This is a genomic window from Lysobacter claricitrinus (genome assembly GCF_045866565.1).
Taxonomy (GTDB): Bacteria; Pseudomonadota; Gammaproteobacteria; order Xanthomonadales; family Xanthomonadaceae; genus Cognatilysobacter; species Cognatilysobacter claricitrinus.
In genome coordinates, this window is record NZ_BAAFZV010000002.1 from 303,379 (window position 1) to 324,725 (window position 21,347).

At 67.8% G+C, this 21,347-nt stretch carries 21 protein-coding genes; 12 read left to right on the forward strand and 9 right to left on the reverse strand.

Annotated features, from left to right (window positions below):
- Positions 1–63 precede the first annotated feature (63 nt).
- Complete coding sequence (gene dksA, locus ACKTTN_RS06165) at positions 64–1,182, forward strand: RNA polymerase-binding protein DksA (protein ID WP_407908999.1); 1,119 nt, start codon at positions 64–66, stop codon at positions 1,180–1,182.
- Positions 1,183–1,247: 65 nt separating this feature from the next.
- On the opposite strand, the gene ACKTTN_RS06170 is transcribed toward dksA, so the two are convergent.
- From ACKTTN_RS06170 to cysS, 4 genes are read right to left on the reverse strand one after another with little or no spacing between them, the layout of a single operon-like run.
- Positions 1,248–1,664: a hypothetical protein gene (locus ACKTTN_RS06170; RefSeq protein ID WP_407909000.1), complete on the reverse strand. Its 417-nt coding sequence runs from the start codon at positions 1,662–1,664 to the stop codon at positions 1,248–1,250.
- Positions 1,665–1,704: 40 nt separating this feature from the next.
- On the reverse strand, positions 1,705–2,910 hold the full coding sequence (locus ACKTTN_RS06175) for an MFS transporter (protein WP_407910023.1): 1,206 nt from the start codon (positions 2,908–2,910) through the stop codon (positions 1,705–1,707).
- Positions 2,911–2,936: 26 nt separating this feature from the next.
- Positions 2,937–3,383, reverse strand: a complete 447-nt coding sequence (locus tag ACKTTN_RS06180) for a SufE family protein (RefSeq protein ID WP_407909001.1) — start codon at positions 3,381–3,383, stop codon at positions 2,937–2,939.
- A 10-nt stretch (positions 3,384–3,393) separates the two neighbouring features.
- Entirely contained in the window at positions 3,394–4,776 is a 1,383-nt protein-coding gene (gene cysS / locus ACKTTN_RS06185; protein ID WP_407909002.1) for a cysteine--tRNA ligase, read from the reverse strand.
- Positions 4,777–4,930: 154 nt separating this feature from the next.
- On the opposite strand from cysS, the gene ACKTTN_RS06190 reads away from it, so the two are divergent.
- The 8 genes from ACKTTN_RS06190 to argH all read left to right on the forward strand — a co-directional run bounded on the left by ACKTTN_RS06190 (position 4,931) and on the right by argH (position 13,114).
- Positions 4,931–5,332 carry a hypothetical protein gene (locus tag ACKTTN_RS06190; RefSeq protein ID WP_407909003.1) on the forward strand — a complete coding sequence of 134 codons (402 nt, stop codon included), beginning with the start codon at positions 4,931–4,933 and terminating at the stop codon, positions 5,330–5,332.
- A gap of 237 nt (positions 5,333–5,569) precedes the next feature.
- Positions 5,570–6,580, forward strand: coding sequence for an N-acetylornithine carbamoyltransferase (locus ACKTTN_RS06195; protein WP_407909004.1), 1,011 nt, complete (start codon positions 5,570–5,572; stop codon positions 6,578–6,580).
- Positions 6,581–6,607: 27 nt separating this feature from the next.
- The gene (locus ACKTTN_RS06200; RefSeq protein WP_407909005.1) at positions 6,608–7,837 is read left to right on the forward strand and encodes an argininosuccinate synthase; all 1,230 of its coding nucleotides are present in this window, start codon (positions 6,608–6,610) and stop codon (positions 7,835–7,837) included.
- Positions 7,830–8,924 (forward strand): acetylornithine deacetylase, encoded by a 1,095-nt coding sequence (locus tag ACKTTN_RS06205; protein WP_407909006.1) that lies wholly within the window; start codon positions 7,830–7,832, stop codon positions 8,922–8,924. The genes ACKTTN_RS06200 and ACKTTN_RS06205 overlap by 8 nt, the downstream gene beginning before the upstream one ends.
- On the forward strand, positions 8,921–10,249 hold the full coding sequence (locus tag ACKTTN_RS06210; RefSeq protein ID WP_407909007.1) for an acetylglutamate kinase: 1,329 nt from the start codon (positions 8,921–8,923) through the stop codon (positions 10,247–10,249). The genes ACKTTN_RS06205 and ACKTTN_RS06210 overlap by 4 nt, the downstream gene beginning before the upstream one ends.
- Positions 10,246–10,845, forward strand: a complete 600-nt coding sequence (locus ACKTTN_RS06215; protein WP_407909008.1) for a GNAT family N-acetyltransferase — start codon at positions 10,246–10,248, stop codon at positions 10,843–10,845. Before ACKTTN_RS06210 ends, ACKTTN_RS06215 begins: the two co-directional genes overlap by 4 nt.
- Positions 10,842–11,807, forward strand: coding sequence for an N-acetyl-gamma-glutamyl-phosphate reductase (argC, locus tag ACKTTN_RS06220; protein ID WP_407909009.1), 966 nt, complete (start codon positions 10,842–10,844; stop codon positions 11,805–11,807). The genes ACKTTN_RS06215 and argC overlap by 4 nt, the downstream gene beginning before the upstream one ends.
- Complete coding sequence (gene argH / locus ACKTTN_RS06225) at positions 11,804–13,114, forward strand: argininosuccinate lyase (RefSeq protein WP_407909010.1); 1,311 nt, start codon at positions 11,804–11,806, stop codon at positions 13,112–13,114. The genes argC and argH overlap by 4 nt, the downstream gene beginning before the upstream one ends.
- A gap of 82 nt (positions 13,115–13,196) precedes the next feature.
- Here the strand turns inward: argH and pgaD are convergent, their stop codons facing one another.
- From pgaD to ACKTTN_RS06250, 5 genes are all read right to left on the reverse strand, one after another.
- Complete coding sequence (pgaD, locus tag ACKTTN_RS06230; RefSeq protein WP_407909011.1) at positions 13,197–13,667, reverse strand: poly-beta-1,6-N-acetyl-D-glucosamine biosynthesis protein PgaD; 471 nt, start codon at positions 13,665–13,667, stop codon at positions 13,197–13,199.
- Positions 13,664–14,914 (reverse strand): poly-beta-1,6-N-acetyl-D-glucosamine synthase, encoded by a 1,251-nt coding sequence (gene pgaC, locus ACKTTN_RS06235; protein ID WP_407909012.1) that lies wholly within the window; start codon positions 14,912–14,914, stop codon positions 13,664–13,666. The genes pgaD and pgaC overlap by 4 nt, the downstream gene beginning before the upstream one ends.
- A 1-nt stretch (position 14,915) precedes the next feature.
- Entirely contained in the window at positions 14,916–16,556 is a 1,641-nt protein-coding gene (locus tag ACKTTN_RS06240) for a poly-beta-1,6-N-acetyl-D-glucosamine N-deacetylase PgaB (RefSeq protein ID WP_407909013.1), read from the reverse strand.
- Entirely contained in the window at positions 16,556–18,652 is a 2,097-nt protein-coding gene (locus ACKTTN_RS06245; protein WP_407909014.1) for a tetratricopeptide repeat protein, read from the reverse strand. The genes ACKTTN_RS06240 and ACKTTN_RS06245 overlap by 1 nt, the downstream gene beginning before the upstream one ends.
- A gap of 205 nt (positions 18,653–18,857) precedes the next feature.
- Positions 18,858–19,175 (reverse strand): hypothetical protein, encoded by a 318-nt coding sequence (locus ACKTTN_RS06250; RefSeq protein WP_407909015.1) that lies wholly within the window; start codon positions 19,173–19,175, stop codon positions 18,858–18,860.
- A gap of 229 nt (positions 19,176–19,404) precedes the next feature.
- On the opposite strand from ACKTTN_RS06250, the gene ACKTTN_RS06255 reads away from it, so the two are divergent.
- The 3 genes from ACKTTN_RS06255 (at position 19,405) to ACKTTN_RS06265 (ending at position 21,330) form a co-directional block, all read left to right on the forward strand.
- A complete protein-coding gene (locus ACKTTN_RS06255) occupies positions 19,405–19,665 on the forward strand; it encodes a DUF6868 family protein (protein ID WP_407909016.1) in 261 nt (86 codons plus the stop codon).
- Positions 19,662–20,432 (forward strand): SDR family NAD(P)-dependent oxidoreductase, encoded by a 771-nt coding sequence (locus ACKTTN_RS06260; RefSeq protein ID WP_407909017.1) that lies wholly within the window; start codon positions 19,662–19,664, stop codon positions 20,430–20,432. Before ACKTTN_RS06255 ends, ACKTTN_RS06260 begins: the two co-directional genes overlap by 4 nt.
- A 214-nt stretch (positions 20,433–20,646) precedes the next feature.
- On the forward strand, positions 20,647–21,330 hold the full coding sequence (locus ACKTTN_RS06265) for a universal stress protein (RefSeq protein WP_407909018.1): 684 nt from the start codon (positions 20,647–20,649) through the stop codon (positions 21,328–21,330).
- Positions 21,331–21,347 lie beyond the last annotated feature (17 nt).

Here is a 21,347-nt window from a genome sequence, read left to right on the forward strand (position 1 = left end):
AGCTGTCACGGGCAGGGTATAACAGCGCGCTTTCCCGCCTCAAGGGAAGAAGGACAGGCGCTCGTGGCGACAAAGAAAACCGCGAAGAAGGCCGCCTCGCCGGCCAAGAAGTCCGCAGCGAAGCCGGCGGTGAAGAAAGCCGCCAAACCCGTTGCGAAGCCGGCTGCGAAAAAAGCCGTAGCGAAGAAGGTCGTCGCGAAAAAGGCGCCGCCGAAGCCCGCTCCGAAGGCGAAGCCCGCGCCTGCGAAGAAGGCGATGCCTGCAGCCGCGAAAAAGGCGGTGCCGGCAAAGAAGGCGGCTCAGGTCGCTAAGGCGCCGGTGAAAAAGGCGGTGGCGAAGGCGCCGGCACCGTCACGCGCGGTTGAAACGCCGGCGCGCAAGCCCGCAGTTGCGAAGAAGGCGCCCGTCGCTGCCAAGCAGCCCGTGCCGGCGGCGAAGCCCGTCGCGCAGGCCGCGGTGGCGCGGGAAAACACGAATGAACGTCCGACGCGGTCCGGTTCCTCCGGTCCCGCGGCGGGCGCGTTGAAGAACGGGACACCGTCGACCGCGAACAGCGCGGCGCGTCCGTCCCCGCAGGTGGAGTCGATGAGCAGGAACGCAAACAAAAAGAGCGCAGCGGCTCCAGCCGCAGCCACGGGCGGCCCCGCCGTCGTGGTCCAGCGCCCGTCCAGTGGCAAGGTCGCCGTCGCCGTGACGGCCAGCCGTGGCAGCGCCGCGGCGAAAACGGGCGCGCGCCGCATTCCCGAGTACAAGACCGACGACGCCTCGGGCCGGCCGATCGTGCCGGATGGCTACAAGCCGAAGGCGGACGAGGAGTACATGAATCCGTTGCAGCTCGAGTATTTCCGTCAGCGCCTGCTGTCGTGGCGCGGAGATCTCGTCGAGGAGTCGAAGCAGACGATCGAGAACCTCCGTGAGGAAGTGCGCGACGTCGGCGACGAGGCGGAGCGTGCGACACGCGAAACCGAGAACTCGCTCGAACTGCGTACGCGCGATCGCTACCGCAAGCTGATCAGCAAGATCGACAGCACGCTCAAGCGCATCGACTCGGGCGATTACGGTTACTGCGCCGATACGGGCGAGGAAATCGGCCTGGATCGCCTCGAAGCGCGACTCACCGCCGAGCGCACGATCGACGCGCAGGAGCGCTGGGAGCACCTGCAGAAGCAGATGGGCGACTGACCCGTCCGTCTAAGCGTCGAATCGAAGCCCCGCCTCGCGCGGGGCTTCGTGTTTCCGGCGCCGCGTCAGGCCTTCGGGAGACCTCTGGCGTACCGGTGCGCGAGCAGGGCGAGCACGATCGCGATGACGAGCACCAGTCCCTGCATCGCGAGTGCGGGCGTCGCAGGCATCCCGCCCGAGGCAATGACGAGCCCGGCGTCCTGCACCAGGACGCCGATCAGCGATGCGAGCAGCAGCGGCCAGGCGATGCGGTGCGGTTGAGTGAGCGCCACCGAACCGAGCACGCCGGCGATCACCGCCACCGCGGTACCGACGACCGACCACCCGGGCCGCGCGGCGTACAGGTGCTGTTGTTCGATCGGCATGCGCGCGATGTCGCTCGCGCTGATCCGGGCGTCCGCCGCGAACGCGAGGCAGCCCAGCACGTTCCACAGCACGGCGACGATCGCCACCGGTCGGAGCCACTTCGGTCGAGCGTTCATTGCGCGTCTCCCGGATTGCGCCGCGTGGAGCGGCGTCGGGCTAGCGTAGCTCGCGCAGGTCCAGCCGGCGCAACCTGGGGGCGCGCCAAGCGGTCGAGGCGACCACCGCGATCGTCATGCAGCCGCCGAACACCACCGATGGCACCAGTCCCATGATCCGGGCCATCGCGCCGGACCAGAACGCGCCCAGTTCGTTCGACGACCCGATGAAGATGCCGTTGATCGACGACACGCGGCCGCGCATCTCGTCCGGTGTCGCCAACTGCAGGATGGTGGAGCGCAGCACCACCGACACGCCGTCGCACATACCCGACAGCAGCAGGATGGCGGCCGACAGCCAGAACGACGTCGACAGGCCGAAACCGATCATGCACAGGCCGAAACCGGCGACCGCGCCGAGGAGGATTCGGCCCGAATGCTTCTCGAGCGGCCGACGCGCGAGATAGAGGCCGACGAGCACTGCGCCCAGCGCCGGCGCGCCGCGCAGGATGCCCAGCGCTTCCGGGCCACGATGCAGGACGTCGCGAATGAACGCCGGCGCGAGCGAAATCGCACCGCCCAGCAGCACCGCGAACATGTCGAGCGCGAGCGCGCCGAGCAGCACTTGGTGGCTGAAGACGAAGCGGATGCCTTCCCCGATGCTGCGGAAGATCGGACCGCGTTGCAGCTGTTGGGCCGGTTCGGTGACGCGCAACGACACCACCGACAACGCCGCGGCGATCGCCAGCGCCATCGCGACCGCGTAGGCGACCACCACGCTGCCCGCGCCGACCAGGGCGCCGCCGATCGCGGGGCCAATCACCAGGCCGGACTGGAACACAATGCTGCCGATGCTCGCGCCGCGCGTGTACTGCTCACGCACCAGCACGCGGCCGAACAGCGCGTTGTAGACCGGACCAAGGAACGAGCGCACGGTGCCGGTCAGCCCGACGGCGCAGTACATCAGCAGCAGGCGCGACGTCGGCACCGCCTGCGTCGTCACCAGCATCAGCACCAGCGGCGTTGCTGCCAGGCCAAAACACGCCGCCATGCCGAGCTTGCGACGCGGCAGGTGGTCGACGAGGTAACCGGCGAACGGCGCAACGCAGAAATACGGGATCACTTCCGCCAGGCCGATCAGGCCGAGCTTCAGCGGATCGTGGGTGAGCTGGTAGATCTGCCAGCCGACTGCAACCGAGACGATCTGGTACGAAAGGATCGTCAGGATGCGATAGCCCATCAGCGCGACGAACGCCGGCACGCGCATCGGGGCCGGCGCGGGGACGGCCTCGCTCACGCGGCGTCCCGCGCCGCCTGCGCGGTCTCGCGGATGCGGGCGAGCAGCGCGCTGAGGCCGTTGCTGCGCGTCGGCGAGAGATGCTTCGACAGGCCGATGTCGGCGACGAACGTCGGCTCCGTCGCGAGGATCTCGTCGGCGCTGCGGCCCGCATAGACGCGCAGCGCGAGGAAGACGAGGCCCGAGACGATCGCGGAGTCGCTGGTCGCCACGAAGTCCAGCCGCGATGCATCGCCCGAGCCCACGATCCACACCTTCGACTGGCAACCGAGCAGGCGGTTGTCCTCGACCTGCAACGCCGGGTCCATCGGCGGCAACTTGCGGCCGAGGTCGATCAGGTACTGGTAGCGCTCGGACCAGTCGCCGAAGAACGCGAACTCGTCGCGGATCGCCTCCTGGGCCTCTGCGGCGGTGGGTTCGAGCGGGAACCGCGTTTCACTCACGATGCAGGCCTCAGGCGCGACGCCAGCGGACGCCGGCCGCGGTGTCCTCGAGCAGCACGCCTTCGGCGGCGAGCTGGTCGCGGATCGCGTCGGCGCGGGCGAAGTCGCGCGATTTCTTGGCGGTGGTGCGTTCTTCGACGAGCGCCGTGATGCGTGCGTCGTCGCTGTCGTCGGCGCCGCGCGCGAACCACTTCGCGGGCGACTGCTGCAGCAGGCCGAGCGCAAGGCCTGCACCGAGCAGGTCGCCCTTGAGTTGCGACAGGCGCGCGCGATCGGCATCACCTACGGCGAGCAGGCCACGCGCGTCGCGTGCGAACTCGTTGAGCAGCGCGAGCACCTGCGGCGTGTTGAGGTCGTCGTCCAGCGCGGTCTCGACCGAATCCGGGATCGTCGCGTTGGCGTCGACATCGCCGAGGTCCCGCAACGTGCCGTACAGCCGATCCAGCGTGCGGATGCATTGGTCGATCACCGTGTCCGACCACTCCAGCGGCTGCCGGTAATGCGCGGACAGCAGCGCGTAACGCAGCGCCTCGGGCGGGTGCTTGGCGACGAGGTCGTGGATCTTCTCGATGTTGCCGATCGATTTGCTCATCTTCGCGCCGCCGAAGTTGAGCATGCCGTTGTGCAGCCAGTAGCGCGCGAATACGCGGCCGCCGTGCGCGCATTCGCTCTGCGCGATTTCGTTCTCGTGGTGCGGGAACTGCAGGTCGACGCCGCCGGCGTGGATGTCGATGGTCTCGCCGAGGTGCGCTTCGGCCATCGCCGAGCATTCGATGTGCCAGCCAGGGCGGCCGCGGCCCCACGGCGATTCCCAGCCGGGCAGGTCGTCGGTCGACGGCTTCCACAGCACGAAGTCGCCAGGGTCGCGCTTGTACGGGGCGACGTCGATTCGCGCGCCGGCGATCATCTCGTCGACATCGCGACGCGACAGCTTGCCGTAGTCGGCGAACGAGCCGACCGAAAAGAGCACGTGGTTCTCCGCGACGTAGGCATGGCCGGATTCGATCAACCGCTCGATCATCGCGATGATCTGCGGCATGTGCGCGACCACGGACGGCTCGACGTCCGGCGTCACCGCGCCGAGCGCGGCCATGTCGTCGCGGAACGCGGCGGCGAAGCGGTCGGTGATGGTGGAAATCGGCACGCCGAGTTCGCGCGCGGCGTTGTTGATCTTGTCGTCGACGTCGGTGATGTTGCGCACGTAGCGCACCGCGCCATGGCGACGCCGCAGCAGGTCCGCAAGCACGCCGAACACCACGTACGGCCTGGCGTTGCCGATGTGCACGTAGTTGTAGACCGTCGGGCCGCAGACATACATCGTCGGGCAGGCGGGATCGAGCGGCTCGAAGGCTTGCAGCCGGCGGGGCAGGCTGTTGTAGAGATGCAGGCTCATGGGCGCTCGTTCGGGCCGCGTACGGTCGAGCCAGCCATTGTAGCGGCGCGTGTGCGTCCAGCCGCCGCGCGGGGCAGAGGACAGGGGGCATTCATCGCCACGGCCGCTGCGCCGCATACACTTCCCGGTCCGGTCCCCCGCCAAGAGCCCGCCCTTGCGACGTCGAACGCTGCTGCTGGTCGCGCTGCTGCTGTGCTCCGTCGCCGGCGGCGTCGTGGCCGAGACCGTCGTCCAGCGCGAGAACGTCAGCTACGAATACGCGCGGGTGCTGCGGGTGACGCCGGTCTACCAGAACCTGACCGCGACCAGCATGGAAACGCGCTGCGACGACGGCTCGCGGCTGCAGCGGATCGTCGGCAGCGTCCGCAACGTGCTCAAACACGACTCCGCGACGGGCGGCACCAACTGCCGCAGCGTGCCGGTGCAGCGCGAGTTCAAGCGCCCCTTCGCCTACGACGTCGACTACACCTATCGCGGCGCGAAATACCGCTCCCGGCTGTCCGACGATCCCGGCCATCTGCTGCGCATTCGCATTTCCGTGACGCCGGCCCCGTAGCGCCCTTGCATCGCCCATCGCGAGACCGCAGAATCGCCGCCCTCATGCGTACCAACTACACCGACGCCGACATCCTGACCTCTGCCTACATGGCGGCGGGCATGACCTCGCGCGCCCGCCGACGCACCCGCCACACGGCTGGGTAACGCGGCACTACGCCATTTCGGCGCAGACTCGGACCCAGCCCCGCGCTGGGTCTTTTCGTTTCTGGACCCGGCGATTCATCCCGGAGACTCCATGAAGCACTTCCTCAACACCCAGGACTGGTCCCGCGCCGAGCTCGACGCGGTGCTCGCCGACGCCGCGCGCTTCAAGCGGTCGAAGATCGGCGACCAGCTCAAGGGTCGTTCCATCGCACTCGTGTTCTTCAACCCGTCGATGCGCACCCGGACCAGCTTCGAACTGGGTGCGTTCCAGCTGGGCGGCCATGCGGTGGTGCTGCAACCGGGCAAGGATGCGTGGCCGATCGAGTTCGACCTCGGCACCGTGATGGACGGCGACACCGAGGAGCACATCGCGGAAGTCGCGCGTGTGCTGGCGCGGTACGTCGACCTGATCGGCGTGCGTGCGTTCCCGAAGTTCGTCGACTGGTCGGTCGACCGCGAGGATCGCGTGCTGAAGGCGTTCGCGCAGTACTCGACCGTGCCCGTCATCAACATGGAGACGATCACCCACCCGTGCCAGGAGCTCGCGCACGCACTCGCGCTGCAGGAGCACTTCGGCACGACCGACCTGCGCGGGAAGAAGTACGTGCTGACGTGGACGTACCACCCGAAGCCGCTCAACACGGCGGTTGCCAATTCGGCGCTGACCATCGCGACGCGCATGGGAATGGACGTGACGCTGCTGTGCCCGACGCCGGATTACGTGCTCGACGAGCGCTACATGGGCTGGGCCGCGCAGAACGTCGCCGAGAGTGGCGGCTCGCTGCATGTCAGCCACGACATCGACAGCGCGTATGCCGGCGCGGACGTCGTCTACGCGAAGAGCTGGGGCGCGATCCCGTTCTTCGGCCATTGGCAGGACGAGAAGCCGATCCGTGACCAGTACAAGCACTTCATCGTCGACGAACGAAAGATGGCGCTCACCAACAACGGCGTCTTCAGCCACTGCCTGCCGCTGCGCCGCAACGTCAAGGCCACCGACGCGGTGATGGATTCGCCCGCCTGCATCGCCATCGACGAAGCCGAGAACCGCCTGCACGTGCAGAAGGCCGTGATGGCCACGCTCATCGGCCAGCGCGGCTGACCCCCGAATTTCCTTCCGAGTACATCCATGACCACCGAAAACGCCGCGTCGGCCTCCCGCGACATCGTCCTCGCCTTCTCCGGCGGCCTCGACACCAGCTTCTGCGTGCCGTACCTGAAAGAACGCGGCTGGAACGTGCACACCGTGTTCGCCGACACCGGCGGCGTCGACGCGGAAGAACGTGCTTTCATCGAAGCGCGTGCGGCGGAGCTCGGCGTCGCCAGCCACGTCACCGTCGACGGTGGCCCGGCGATCTGGAATGGCTTCGTGAAGCCATTCGTGCAGGCAGGTGAGGGCTATCAGGGTCAGTATCCGCTGCTGGTCTCCGATCGTTACTTGATCGTCGACGCCGCATTGCGGCGTTGCAAGGAGCTCGGCACCGATGCGATCGCGCACGGCTGCACCGGCATGGGCAACGACCAGGTGCGTTTCGACCTCGCGGTGAAGTCGCAGGGCTCGTATCGCATCGTGGCGCCGATCCGCGAGATCCAGAAGGAACACACGCAGACGCGCGCCTACGAACAGAAATATCTCGAAGAGCGCGGCTTCGGCGTGCGCGCGAAGCAGCAGAGCTACACGATCAACGAGAACCTGCTGGGCGTCACGCTGTCGGGCGGCGAGATCGATCGTTGGGATGCGCCGGGTGAGGGTTCGCGCGGCTGGTGCGCGCCGCGCGAGGAATGGCCGACTGCGCCGCTGCGCGCGACGATCGCGTTCAAGCACGGCGAAGCGGTGTCGCTCGACGGCGTCGCGATGCCCGGCCACAAGCTGCTCGCCAAGCTCAACGCGATCTTCGCGCCCTACGGCGTCGGCCGCGGCATGTATACCGGTGACACCACGATCGGCCTCAAGGGCCGCATCGTGTACGAAGCGCCGGGCCTGATCGCGCTGCTCGCCGCGCATCGTGCACTCGAAGAAGCCGTGCTGACCAAGCAGCAGAACCGTTTCAAGCCCGACGTCGCGCGCAAGTGGGTCGAGATCGTCTACGAAGGCTTTTTCCACGATCCGCTGAAGACCGACCTCGAGGCCTTCCTCGCCAGCTCGCAGCGCATGGTGAGTGGCGAGGTGGTGCTGGAGACGCGCGGTGGCCGCGTCGATGCCGTCGCGGTGAAGTCGCCGCACGTACTCAACGCGAAGGGCGCGACGTACGCGCAGTCGGCCGACTGGGGCGTCGAGGAGGCCGAGGGGTTCATCAAGCTGTTCGGCATGAGCAGCACGCTCTGGGCCGAAGTGAACGGAGCCGCGAACGATGCGTGATGCGGTGCTCCGCCATCTCGAAGCGCTGGTCGCGTTCGACACGCGCAACCCGCCGCGTGCGATCGGCACGGGCGGGATCTTCGACTACCTGCGCGCGCAGCTTCCGGGTTTCGACGTTCAGGTGATCGACCACGGCGCGGGGGCAGTGTCGATGCTCGCCGTGCGCGGTCGGCCGACACGGCTGTTCAACGTGCATCTGGACACCGTTCCGTCGTCGGCGGGCTGGACGCACGACCCGCACGTATTGCGCATCGCTGGCGACCGCGCGATCGGTCTCGGTGCGTGCGACATCAAGGGTGCGGCCGCGGGTCTTCTCGCTGCCGCGGCGCAGACGACCGGTGACGCCGCGTTCCTGTTCTCGACCGACGAGGAAGCGAACGATCCCCGGTGCATTGCGGCGTTCCTGGCGAGCGACCACGGGTTCACCGAAGCTTTGATCGCCGAACCGACCAACTGCGAGGCGGTGCTCGCGCATCGTGGCCTCAGCTCCGCGCGTGTCGCCTTCCGTGGCGAGGCGGGGCATGCATCGTCACCGAACGCCATGCAGCTGAGCGCGGTGCATCGCGCGATGCGCTGGGGCGTGCGTGCGCTCGACCATGCGCAATCGCTCGCGCACGAACGCTTCGGCGGCCTGACCGGCCTGCGCTTCAACATCGGCACGATGGCGGGCGGCATCAAGGGCAATGTCATCGCGCCGAGCGGCGAGTTGCGCTTCAACTTCCGCCCGCTGCCATCGATGGACATCGACGCGATGCACGCGACGTTGCGCGGCTTCGCGGGCGAGGGCGAACTCGACGCCTACGAGGAAACTTTCCGCGGCCCGCCGCTTCCCGCGGGCGTGCTGCACGAAGCGGAGAAGCAGCGTCTCGCCGCCCGTGACCTCGCCGATTCGCTCGACATCCCGATCGGCAACGCCGTCGACTTCTGGACCGAAGCCTCGTTGTTCTCGCAGGCTGGCCTCACCGCACTCGTGTTCGGTCCCGGCGACATCGCGCAGGCGCACACCGCCGACGAATGGGTCGCCATCGACCAGCTCGAAACCTACGCCGCGCACGCGGCCCGCATCATCGGAAACACGCCGGCATGACGCCGATCGAAGACATCCAGACCCGCCAGACCATCGTGCGCCTGCTTTCGAGCATGGGCAGCGCGAAGGAGATCGACCAGTACCTGCGCCGTTTCGCGCAGCTCGATGCCGAGCGATTCGCCGTCGTCAAGGTTGGCGGCGCGGTGCTGCGCGACGATCTCGACGCGCTGGCGTCGTCGCTCGCGTTCCTGCAGGACGTCGGCCTCACGCCCATCGTCGTGCATGGCGCAGGCCCGCAGCTCGACGAGGAAATGGCCGCTGCGGGTATCGCGAAGCAGACGGTCGACGGTCTGCGCGTGACGCCGCCGGACGTGCTCGCGATCGTGCGCCGCGTGATGCAGGCGCAGAACCTGGCGCTTGCGGAGGCGCTGCAGGAAGCAGGCGCGCGTTCGACGTCGATCGTGTCCGGTGTCTTCGAGTCCGAATACATCGATCGCGACAGGCTCGGCCTGGTGGGTCGCGTGAAGCGTGTCGAGCTGGCATCGATCCATGCCGCCCTGCGCGTCGGCTCGATTCCGGTGATCGCCAGCTTGGGCGAAACCGTCGACGGGCAGATCGTCAACGTCAACGCCGACTACGCTGCGAACGAGCTCGTTCGCGAATTGCAGCCGTACAAGATCGTCTTCCTGACCGGCACCGGTGGCCTGCTCGACGGCGACGGCAACGTCATCGACTCGATCAACCTGTCGACCGAATACGACCACCTGGTCGCGCAGCCCTGGCTCACTGGTGGCATGCGGCTGAAGATCGAGCAGATCCGCGAGTTGCTCGACGCGCTGCCGCTGGCCTCGTCGGTGTCGATCACGCGTCCTGCGGAACTGGCGAAGGAGCTGTTCACCCATCGCGGTTCCGGCACGCTGGTGCGGCGCGGCGAGCGCGTGCTGCGCGCGGAATCGTGGGACGACCTTGATCTGGAACGCCTGCGCGACTTGATCGAATCGGCGTTCGGCCGTCGACTGATGCCGGACTACTTCGCGCACAAGACCCTGCACCGCGCCTACGTCAGCGAGAACTATCGCGCCGCGGTGATCCTGACGTTCGAGAACGGCATGCCCTACCTCGACAAGTTCGCCGTGCTCGACGACGCGCAGGGCGAGGGCCTTGGGCGCGCCGTATGGCAGGTGATGCGCGAGGAAACCTCGACGCTGTTCTGGCGGTCGCGTCGCGGGAATCCGGTCAATGCGTTCTACATGGCCGAATCCGACGGCAGCGTGCGTCGCGGCCCGTGGCAGGTGTTCTGGTACGGCATCGAGGACTTCGGGACGATCGCGCACTGCATCGAATACTGCGGCTCGCACCCGCCGTCGCTGGAGGATCCGCGATGACCGATGTCGATCTCTGGCGCATTCCGATGCTGCAGGGCAGGCATGTGACGCTGGCGCCGCTGCAGCAACACCATGCCGCCGCGCTCGCGACGGCGGCCGCCGACGGCGCGCTGTGGACGCTGGAATTCACGAGCGTGCCCGCACCGGGCGAGGAGGCCGACTACGTTCGCTCCGCGCTCGCGTCGCGCGACCGCGGGGACTCGATGCCGTTCGTGGTGCTGGACGCTGCGGGCGAGGTGGTCGGCACCACGCGCTACTACGACATCGATCGCACGGTACCGAACCTGCACATCGGCTATACGTGGTACGCGAAGCGGGTGCAACGTACCGCGTTGAACACCGAGGCGAAGCGCCTCCTGCTCGCGCACGCGTTCGACACATTGGGCTGCGAGTCGGTGTCGCTCGAGACCAGTCATCTCAATGCGCGTTCGCAGGCTGCGATCGAGCGCCTCGGTGCGAAGCGCGACGGCGTCCTGCGCGCGCACATGCGCCACCGCGACGGCTCTTTGCGCGACACCTTCCGCTATTCCATCGTTCGCAGTGAATGGCCGTCGGTACGCGATCGCCTCGACGAGCGACTCGAGGTGTCTGCATGACCACGATTCCTGTAAGCCTCATCGGCGCACGCGGCCATGTCGGTGCGGAGCTGATGCGTCTGCTCGTCACGCATCCACGTTTCGAACTGGTGCACGCCGCTTCGCGCGAGCGCGCCGGGCAAGCGGTGGCCGAACAGGTACGCGGTGCCGCGCCCGGTCTGCGCTACAGCCTGCCGTCGCCAGACCAGCTGCCTGCGCTCAGCGATGGCGCCTACGTCCTCGCGCTTCCGAACGGCATGGCGAAGCCTTACGTGGAAACCATCGATCGCATCGCGCCGGACGCGGTCGTGATCGACCTGTCCGCCGACTATCGCTTCGACGCGGGTTGGCACTACGGCCTTCCGGAGCTCACCGACGCCGCGCCCCATCGCCGCCTTTCGAATCCCGGCTGCTACGCGACGGCGATGCAGCTGGCGATCGCGCCGATGAAAGCGATGCTCGAAGGACCCGTGCAGTGTTTCGGCGTGTCGGGTTATTCCGGCGCCGGTACCACGCCGTCGCCACGCAACGATCCCGATGCGCTTCGCGACAACCTGATGCCGTACACATTGACCGGCCACGTGCACGAGCGCGAGGTCACGCGTCATCTGGGTCATCCGGTCGAATTCATGCCGCACGTCGCGCCGCATTTCCGGGGCCTCACTGTGACCTGCAACCTGCATCTCGCGTCGGCGGTTTCGCTGGACGACGTGCGCGCGCGTTATCGCGCGTTCTACGCAGCGGCGCCGCTGGTCGAGGTGACAGACGAGCCGCCGCACGTGCGTGACATCGCAGGCAGCGCTGGCGCGACGGTGGGCGGGTTCGCACTGTCGGAAGATGGTCGCCGCCTAGTCGTGGTCGCGGTCCTCGACAACCTGCTGAAGGGCGCCGCCACGCAGGCGCTGCAGAACCTCAACCTGGCGTTCGGTCTGGACGCGCTGAGCGGCCTCGAGGGCGGCGCACGAACGGAGATCACCGCATGAGCCTGCTGTGGCAGAAGGGCGGCGTCGAAGTCGACGAGCGCATCCAGGCGTTCCTGGCCGGCGACGACGTGCTGCTCGATCGCCAATTCTTCCTGCACGACATCGATGCGTCGCGTGCGCACGCGCGTGGGTTGGTCGATATCGGAATCCTGTCGCAGGGCGAGTTCGATTCGATCGGTCGCGAACTCGGCGTGCTGGCGGATGCCTATCGCGACGGCTCGTTCGTACTCGACGCACGCTATGAGGACGGTCATTCGGCGATCGAGGACGTGCTGACCGAGAAACTCGGCGACGCCGGCCGCCGCATCCATACCGGCCGCAGCCGCAACGACCAGGTGCTGGTCGCCACGCGCCTGTGGTTGCGCGCGCAGATGGACGAGCTTGGGTCGCGCTGCCTCGAGACTGCCGGCATCGCGCTCAAGCGCGCGGATGCCGAGCGCGATGTCGCCATGCCCGGCTACACGCACCTGCAACGCGCGGTGGTGTCATCCGCGGCGCACTGGTGGGCTGGGTGGGCCGAAGCCTTCATCGACAACGCGATCCGCGCCGTGCAGACGCGCGCCTGGCTCGATGCCAACCCGCTCGGGACCGCAGCTGGTTATGGCGTCAACCTGCAGCTCGCGCGTGAGGCGACGACGCGGGAACTGGGTTTCGCGCGCATGCAGGTCAATCCCGGCTATGCGCAACTCTCGCGCGGCAAGTTCGAGATGGCGGCGCTGGAGGCGTTGGCGTCCGCGACGATGGACCTGCGCCGTTTCGCGTGGGATGTGAGCCTGTTCACGACGGCCGAGTTCGGCTTCGTCGCGCTGCCCGCGCGCTACACCACGGGCAGTTCGATCATGCCCAACAAGCGCAATCCGGACGTCGTGGAACTGCTGCGCGCGAGCCATGCGGTCGTCAGCGCGGCGCGTGCGGAGATCGAGCAGGTCGTCGCACTGCCGTCGGGCTATCACCGCGACCTCCAGTTCACGAAGGCGCCGCTGGTGCGCGGAGTGGGTCACGGCCTGCGTGCACTGGCGTTGCTGCCTGACCTGATGTCGAGCATCGGCTGGAAGCGCGAAGCGCTCGACGCCGCGCTCGATGCGTCGATGTATGCGACCGATCTGGCGATCGAACTGGCGCGCGATGGCGTGCCTTTCCGGCAGGCGTATCGCGATGCCGCGGACCCGGCGCGTTGGGCGTCGCGGGATCCGTCGACGAGCCTCGCGGCGCGTGTTTCGCCGGGCGGGGCGGGGGACCTGCGTCTGGATGTCCTGCAGTCGCGTCTCGACGCGCTACGCGGCGAAGCCGGGTCGAAGACCGGATAGTCCGGCGCGCACTAGATGCGATGCGACGTGCTCGCGAAAAAGCCTCCGGCCGAAAGGTCGGAGGCTTTTTTCCTTGCGTCACCTACATCGCGAACGGCGTTTCGCGATGGATGCCGGAGAGCCGCGCGTCCTCGCCCATCGCGAGGGTCATCGATTTCGCATGCGATACGCGGGTCGACAGGTCCATGGGCGCGCCCAGCGACTCGGCGACCGCCGGGAGCTCGACGTTGCCGGGGTTGGAACGGCGGTCAGGCCCGCTGAAGCGGCGGCGGTTGTACTCGGCCCAGCCCACCAGCAATGCCGTGGCGATGACGGCCAGCACCAGGATGACGAGGAAGATCGTCTCGTCGACCTGGTTGTTGCGCAGGTAGATTTCGACGTAGCTGGTTCGCACGCCAAGCACCCATGCGACCACCGTGATGAGCGGTAGCCAGAGATAGGCGTAAAGCACCCATGCGGCGAGGGTCAGCACGCTGTGCACGCCTCGCATCGCCTGCGGGGCGGGCTCCTTCGGCGTGTAGATGAAAGGATCGTTCGGTTGCACGGTGTTCATCGATAACCTCGGTCTGGACTGGTCCAGGTAGCAACGCCGCGTGGTTTGGCGAAGAGAATCTTTGGCACCGCGACGATGGTGGTGAGCATGCTCAGCAACCAGTACGCGATCGGGTACCAGATAATCCAGAAATAGCTGCGGCCGATGCCCTTCTCGTAGCGGCGGTCGATGAACAGGCTGATCGCGAACTGCAGCAGGCAGGTCAGGCCGAGGACGACGCCGTGCCAGTGCGGAATCAGGCCGCCGGTCTGCAGGCGCGGCGGGATGTCGAAGAAGTAGCTCATCACCCACAGCACGATCGACAGCAGCATCGCGAACGACCAGATCACGCTCAGCATGTACTCGAGCACCACGCCCCACATGCGCCGCCTGCGCCAGGCATTGAGCGACCGGGCATGGCGCGCGATGACCTCGACGCCACCGCATGCCCAGCGCAGGCGCTGGCGCCACAGGCCGCGGAACGTCTCGGGCATGAGGATGTACGCCAGTGCGTTTGGCTCGTAGCGGATGTCCCAATGGTCGATCTGCAGGCGCCAGCTGACGTCGATGTCTTCGGTGACCATGTCGTCGGCCCAGTAACCGATGCGATGCAGCGCGGTCTTGCGGAACGCCGACACCACGCCCGACACAGTGAAGATGCGGCCGTAGGCGCGCTGCGCGCGCTTGATCATGCCGATGATCGAACTGAACTCGCCCACCTGCATCTTGCCGAGCAGGGTCGAACGGTTGCGGATGCGCGGATTGCCGGTGACGGCGCCGACGCGCGGGCCGCTGGTGAGATGGAACACCATCCACTGCGTGGCATTCGGGTGCAGCAGCGCGTCGCCGTCGATGCAGACCAGGTATTCGCTGCGCGACGCGAGCGTGCCCATGCGCAACGCGTTGGCCTTGCCGAGGTTACGGTCGAGATGGATCACGCGCATGTTGGCGTGCTGCTCGGCCAGCGCGTCCAGGCGTGCACCCGTATCGTCGGTGCTGCCGTCGTTGATCGCGATGATTTCGTACTCGGGATAGTTCTGCCGCGACAGCCACGCGATCGTGTCTTCGACCAGCGCGCCTTCGTTGTGGCAGGGCACGAGGATCGACGTCATCGGATGCGCTTTCAGCGGCGGCAGGTCGTCCGGGCCGAGCTGCTTTCGTTCGCGACGGATGTAGTAGTACGCGCCGCCCGCCATCCAGAACAGAGACATCACGATCGGGTAGAAGAACGCGAATCCGAACAGTACGCCGAGCAGGTCGATGGACATCTCAGCGCTCCTGGTAGGGGAACGCGCGGGCGCTGATCGCCGCGCGCGCCGGTTCGAGGGGCGGCAGGTCCTTCAGGGCGATGTCGCGGCTGTAGCCGACGTGCCGACCACCGCTGGCGACGACGCGGCGCGCCTGCGCTTCGAGTTCGTCGGCGGGAATCGGATGGGCGGTGTCTCCCGTATCGATCACGAACACCGTGCGATCGAGCGCCGCGGGTGACGCGGCGACGGTCGCGACCGCGCGGTCTACCTCGCGGCGCGAACCGCGTTGGTCGTGCGGCAGCATTGCGACGATGAAGTCGTAGCTCGACGCCAGCGACGGCATCTGCGCGGCGATCGGTGCCGCATCGCCCGCGGGGACGGTGATGGCGCGGACGCGCACGAGGTCGGGACGCACGGCTTTTGCGCGCGCCAGCGCGGCGGTCGGATCCGCACCGTCGCCGACCACGATGCCGTCGACAGGTTCGTTTGCGAGATCGGCGTAGGCATCGGGCGACGCAGCGGCCGGCATCCACGCGAGCACTTTCGCGCCGGAGCGCGCGCGGATGCGTGCGGCGACGTGCGCGAGCAGGTCCGAGCGCACCGACATCGCGCCGGTCGGGAACCACGCGGCGTCGGCGCTCGTGGCGTCGAGGATGACGTGGCTGGGATGGATGCTGCGGATGCGCTCGGCGAGCGCGTCGACGTTGCTGCTGGTGGTGGTCGCGTCGGCAGCGGCGATGTCATCGAGCGACACGCGCACGACACGGATGCCGTCCAGGCGAGGATCGCGGCGCAGTTCGTACGCGAGGTCGCTGGCGCCCGCGTTCTCGACCATCACCAGCCGCGCGCCGGGGAACGCATCGTCGCCCGGGCGGGCGACGCCCGCGTAATGCAGTTCGCTGGTGCCGCTGCGGCCGTCGGGGCCGATGATCGTCGCGAGGCCGACCGAATCGGCCGCCGCGCGTGCGGCGCCGGACACGCCGCCCACCGGCCAGACCACGATCTGCGGGCGCCGGCCGGTTGCACGCTCGAGGCGATCCGCACTGGTCGCCAGGTCGGCGCGGATCCGCTCGCGTTGCGCGGCTTCGGTTTCGTAGCCGCTGCCGGTCCAGCGACGCGTGATCGCGGCCGGGAGCAGGTCGCCCTGCGGATCACCCGCGACGGGCATGGCGAGGTCATGGCCCTGCGACGCGACTTCGACGAGCCCGCTGGCCTGCAACGCCTTGACGTCGCTCCAGCCGAGGAACGCACTGCGCGGCACATCGCGCATGCCGACGCGAACGGTCGCGCCCGATGCGTCGACGCGCGACGTAGGCACCGCAACAAGCGCCGGGTAGTCGAACGCGCGCAGCAGCGGAAGCGCCTGCGTGTAAGCGGACCGGTAGCCGCCGTCGAGCGTCAGCAACACGGCTTTGGGCGGCAGCGTGCCGCGGCCGGCGCGCGCGTCGCGGACGGCCTGCGCGCTGACCGGCACGTAGCCGTGTGCGCGCAACCAGTCGAGCTGCATGGCGAAGTTGCGCGTGGTGACGGCGTCGGCATCGGGATCGCCGTCGGCAATGCGGTCGCGGATGTCATGCCAGCCGAGCACGACGAGCGCTTCCGCCGGGCGTGGAATCGCCGCGGTCAGGAGGAGTGCGAGGAATAGCGCGACCGATCGCATCAGAACCCCCAGCGGTAGGCCGCTTCGAAACCGACACGGCGTTCGCGGCCGCCGTCGTACACCGGGCGTGCCCAGAACACGCCGTATTCGAACGTATGCCCCATCGCCGGGCGCCATTCCTGGCGGTAGGAAATCGCCGGCACCCAGTACGTGCCGAAGCCTTCCTGCCAGTACGGCCCGGCTTCAAGCGTGAGCCGCTGGCGCAGGTAGGCGTCGTAGTGCCGCCAGATCAGGTGGTTGAAACGGATCCCGACCGTCGTCGACGCATCCTGCGATGGATTGAAGTAGGGCGAGTCGTCGCGCGTGCCGCGGCTGGTCCATAGCGAGCCCAGGCCTTCGATCATCAGGCGCGGATTGGTGTAGAGCCGCATGCGGCCATACGCCCACAGCTGGTCTCGGTTGTTGCCGTCGCTGTAGTCGAGGTGCTTGTAGCCCATGTCGATGGCGCCGTAATCATTCGGGCGCCAGCTGGCGGCGATGCGCCACGAGTCGGCGTCGAAGCCCGCACGGCGCGCCTGCAATGACGTGTCGACGTCGTTGGTGGCGACCTGCGCGCGCAGCGTCCATTCGTCGTTGACGTACCACGCGCCATCGACCGTCCATGCGTCGTCGTGCTTGGGTTCTTCCGCGGTGTAACCGGACACGCGGAAACCGAAATCGCGATAGCGGTAGTCGATCGCGCCACCGATGCGGCGATAGGTCACGGTGTCGGGGTCGAAGTGCGCATCCATCGTGTCGCCGACGATGCCGAAGCGCCAGCGATAGCCCAGCAGCGGCGACCACGTTTCGTAGTTGAGGCGATGATCGCGTACGCCGAACACCGGCCCGTTGGGCGACTCGGAACTGTTGCGCCCGTTGACGAACCCGATGCGCCCCATGGGTCCGTTGCGCCACCAGATTTCGTCCTGCAGGCGCTCGGCGTGCAGGTTCTTCGGGTAGCGCTTCTGCACCTGGTCGTTCGCGGCCATGGCCTCGTCGACGCGGCCGAGTTCGTAAAGCGCCGACACGCGCGCGATCTCCGCGTCGCGGTTGTGCGGATCCATCGTCAGCGCCATGTCGTAGTGCTCGAGCGCGGCGGTGGGATGGCCGCGTCGATACATCAGCGCACCGTAGGCGGCCTGCGTGTTGGAGCGATTCGGCCCCATGCGCACGAGCGGCTCCATGATCTCCTGTGCGCGCGCGTTGTCGTCGCCGAACGAGATCATCTGCGCGTACGCCATCTCGGCGCGGTATCGCTTCCAGTTGGCCTGGTCGGACTCCGCGCCCGGACGTTCGATCCACGCCGGTTGCGACGCGACGAGCTTCTCCATCATCGGCAGCGCAAGATCGAAGCGTTCCTGCTCGAGGTATGCGTAGCCGAGCAGGATCTGCGTATCGACGTCGTTCGGGCTTTCGGCCAGCGCCTTCTCCAAGGCAGCCTGCGCCTCCTTCGGACGATGCAGCGCGAGGTAGGAATCGGCAGCCGGTCCGTGTGCGTAGGCCGGCAGGTCGACGCCCTCGCGTTGCAACGCTTCGTACTCGTCGATGGTCTTCTGGTACATGCCGAGCGCGTTGGTCGCGGTCAGCGAATCCATGCGCAGGCGGGTCTGCTCCCAGCGCGTGCGATCCGGATGCGACTGCAACTCGAGCAGCGCGTCGTAGGCGCGGCGCAGCTCGGCGTTTGGATCATCGAGATTCTCGGGATAGGCAACACCCCAGCCGATCTCATGGGCGACGCGGTCGCCCTGGATCCTGTCGCGCTCGTAGTCGGGGAAGTCGCTCGCCCAGCGGGCGCGGAGCTCGTCGGCCCTGAATGGCGCACCGACGTCGGCCAGCGTGAGCGCCTGCATCCGATACGCGACGTCGTCGCGCGGGTTGGCGGCGAGCAGGTGCTCGTAGATCGCCAGCGCGTCGGTCCACCGTTCGTCCTTGCGGGCGGCCTCGGCCTGCGCGAGCAGGTCGTCGCGCACCGCCCGGCTGGTCACGGCCGGAAGCGTGCTGACCGCACCGGATGCTGCCAGTGGGGTGCTGCCGGGCATCGGGCGGACCTGCGCCACGCCGGTCGTCCAGACGAGGGGCAGCAGGAGCGCCAGTGCATGTTTACGGAGTGGGCGCACGGGTCGATCCGAGGGGTGGAGTCGAAATCGGGGCTGAACGGCAACGAGTCTTCCGCCGGAGACGTGAAGGCAACGTAGGCTAAATCGAGAAACCGATCACAATTTAAGCGGACTGGGCCGACTCGCAACGCCATTGGGCGGCCGGACGGGGCACGGCCGACGAGCGGTGCGCAGGAAAAGCGGCCAAGCGGCCCGGACCGGCCGATCAGGACCCTTCGGGGTCGGCGAGTTCGTTGAGGTGGTCGACCCGCTGCTTGGCGGTGTCGGCGATCTCCGAGTCCCACGGAGACGGGCCGCGAACGACCACGTTCGGGATCACCGCGGCGGACGACTGTCGCCAGACCGAGTTGAGCGACTCGCGGTCCGGGTGCGACAGGATCAGCGCCGAGAGCATGCAGTCGTTGACCTGCGCGCGGCCGATCATGATCGCCAGGTACTGCGCCAGCAGGGACATCTGTTCCTTGAGGAACGCGACGTCCGCCTCGAGTGCTTCGATGCGGTCCTGATCGGGCTGGTCGTCCATGTCAGGAGACTGACAGCCCGCGATTCTCCGCGCAGTGAAGTCGCGCCTTGGCTCGCCCTCGTTGCGTCCCGTGGCGATCGGCCGCGTCCGCTGCCGCGAGTCGTGCAGACGGGCGCGCGGTCGACGGTGACAAGCGGCACCGACGAACGGTGCCGCATTTTGATCCGGCGCAAGCCTCGTGCGCGCGACCGGTCCATCGTCGATGCATCGACCCGGTGTGGGAATGACGATGACGCCGCACCAACTCGCAGACGTGCTCGCATGGTGTGCCGGCATGGGCTACGCGATCCTGCTGGTCTGGGCGTTCGCGTGGTTGGCGATCCCCGGTGCGATCTATCGCCTGCACAGCCACTGGTTCCGACTGGAACGCTCGACGTACGACGCCCTGATGTTCGTGATGATCGGCCTGTTCAAGCTCGCGTTGCTGGTCCTGTTCGTTTTCCCGCTGATCGCGTTGTACGCGACCGGCCTGGCCGGCGGTGGCGCATGAACCGCGTTCGTGGTCGCGTGTGCATCGTCACCGGCGGCGCCGTCGGCATCGGCCGCGCGTGCGTGCAACGGCTGACCGAGCAGGGCGCCGCGGTCGCCATCTTCGATATGGATGAAGCAGCGGGGCACGCGTTGGCGACGGCGCTGGAACCGCGCGGCGAAGTCGCATTCTGGCGCGTCGACATCAGCCGCGAGACCGAGGTCGCAGCCGCGATCGACGCGGTGGTCGAACGCTTCGGCGCGTTGCACGTGCTGGTCAACAATGCGGGAATCGCTGGGCCCAACAAGCCGACGCACGAACTGACGGAAGACGAGTGGGACCGCGTGCAGGCGGTCAACGTAAAGGGTGTATTTCTCTGCACCAAGCACGCGATCCCGCACATGAAGCGTGCCGGCATCGGCAGCATCGTGAATCTGTCCTCGATCTATGGCCTGGTCGGTGCGCCGGACGTGCCGCCGTATCACGCGTCGAAAGGAGCCGTCCGCTTGATGTCCAAGACGGATGCGTTGCTCTACGCAGCCGACGGCATCCGCGTGAATTCGGTGCATCCGGGTTTCATCTGGACGTCGATGGTCGAACAGCATCTGCGCGACACCGGCGCGACCGATCTCGACGCCGCGCGTCGCGACGTCGGCGCACTGCATCCACTGGGTCACATGGGCGAGCCCGACGACGTCGCATGGGCGGTGGTCTACCTCGCGTCGGACGAATCGAAATTCGTGACCGGCAGTGAGTTGGTGGTCGATGGCGGTTACACCGCGCGCTGACCCGCGCGCATCTGCATCGGCGCGGACCCGGCAGGCGAGGGCCGCGACCAAGGAGGCTGGAATGCACGACGTACTGGTTCGCTCGCGTCGGATCGATGACTGGGACGACGGCGTCCGCGCGGCAACGCGCATCGCCGGGATGCTGCACGGCTCGGTGACCGCAGTGCATGTCGTACCGATCGGCGTGCCGCCGCTGTCGCCCTACGACCTCGGCATGCTCGCGGCGACGGCGGCAATGGAAATCGCCCGGCAGCGGCGCGATTGCGACGGGCGCGCCGCCGAATTCGACGCATGGGCAGCGTCGCTCGGGGTTCGCGGCACCGCATGGCTGTCGGCCGCAGGCGACGCGGCACGCGCGCTGCGGTACCTCGCCGGTTCGCACGATCTTCTGGTGGCAGGCCTCGACCGCAAATCCGATGATCCGTGGGACAGCCCGTCCGGCGTCGGGCGGCTCGCGTCGGCGACGGGCCTGCCGACGTTCGCGCTGCCGGCCGGGCATTCGGGCGAAACCGCGTTCGGCACGGTGGTGGTCGCGTGGAACGGATCGCCCTGCGCCGCCGCGGCGCTGCATTCGGCGCGACCCTTGCTGGAGCGCGCGTCGCGGGTCGTGGTCCTCGACGGCGCGGGCAGGGCGAGCGAGCCGACAATGCCCATGCTCGATCTGCACCACGTACTCGCGCGGCACAGGCCGGACGCCGAGATCCAGGCGATCGAAGCCGGGGACGGCGGCGAAGGAACCGGTGCGATGCTGCTCCGAGCGGCACGTGCGCTTGCCGCGGACATGCTCGTCATGGGCGCCTATGGCCACGCGCGGCTTACGGAATGGGCGCTGGGTGGCGTGACCCGCCACGTGCTGTGCCATGCGGACATGCCGCTTCTGTTGCGGCACGAGCGCTGATACGGCGCAGGCGCTAC

Coding starts and splice junctions, on each gene's coding strand:
- ACKTTN_RS06170 (WP_407909000.1), bottom strand. CDS start 1,664: ATGAACGCTCGACCGAAGTGGCTCCGACCGGTGGCGATCGTCGCCGTG.
- ACKTTN_RS06175 (WP_407910023.1), bottom strand. CDS start 2,910: ATGCGCGTGCCGGCGTTCGTCGCGCTGATGGGCTATCGCATCCTGACG.
- cysS (WP_407909002.1), bottom strand. CDS start 4,776: ATGAGCCTGCATCTCTACAACAGCCTGCCCCGCCGGCTGCAAGCCTTC.
- ACKTTN_RS06195 (WP_407909004.1), top strand. CDS start 5,570: ATGAAGCACTTCCTCAACACCCAGGACTGGTCCCGCGCCGAGCTCGAC.
- ACKTTN_RS06200 (WP_407909005.1), top strand. CDS start 6,608: ATGACCACCGAAAACGCCGCGTCGGCCTCCCGCGACATCGTCCTCGCC.
- ACKTTN_RS06205 (WP_407909006.1), top strand. CDS start 7,830: ATGCGTGATGCGGTGCTCCGCCATCTCGAAGCGCTGGTCGCGTTCGAC.
- ACKTTN_RS06210 (WP_407909007.1), top strand. CDS start 8,921: ATGACGCCGATCGAAGACATCCAGACCCGCCAGACCATCGTGCGCCTG.
- ACKTTN_RS06215 (WP_407909008.1), top strand. CDS start 10,246: ATGACCGATGTCGATCTCTGGCGCATTCCGATGCTGCAGGGCAGGCAT.
- argC (WP_407909009.1), top strand. CDS start 10,842: ATGACCACGATTCCTGTAAGCCTCATCGGCGCACGCGGCCATGTCGGT.
- argH (WP_407909010.1), top strand. CDS start 11,804: ATGAGCCTGCTGTGGCAGAAGGGCGGCGTCGAAGTCGACGAGCGCATC.
- pgaD (WP_407909011.1), bottom strand. CDS start 13,667: ATGAACACCGTGCAACCGAACGATCCTTTCATCTACACGCCGAAGGAG.
- pgaC (WP_407909012.1), bottom strand. CDS start 14,914: ATGTCCATCGACCTGCTCGGCGTACTGTTCGGATTCGCGTTCTTCTAC.
- ACKTTN_RS06240 (WP_407909013.1), bottom strand. CDS start 16,556: ATGCGATCGGTCGCGCTATTCCTCGCACTCCTCCTGACCGCGGCGATT.
- ACKTTN_RS06250 (WP_407909015.1), bottom strand. CDS start 19,175: ATGGACGACCAGCCCGATCAGGACCGCATCGAAGCACTCGAGGCGGAC.
- ACKTTN_RS06255 (WP_407909016.1), top strand. CDS start 19,405: ATGACGCCGCACCAACTCGCAGACGTGCTCGCATGGTGTGCCGGCATG.
- ACKTTN_RS06260 (WP_407909017.1), top strand. CDS start 19,662: ATGAACCGCGTTCGTGGTCGCGTGTGCATCGTCACCGGCGGCGCCGTC.
- ACKTTN_RS06265 (WP_407909018.1), top strand. CDS start 20,647: ATGCTCGCGGCGACGGCGGCAATGGAAATCGCCCGGCAGCGGCGCGAT.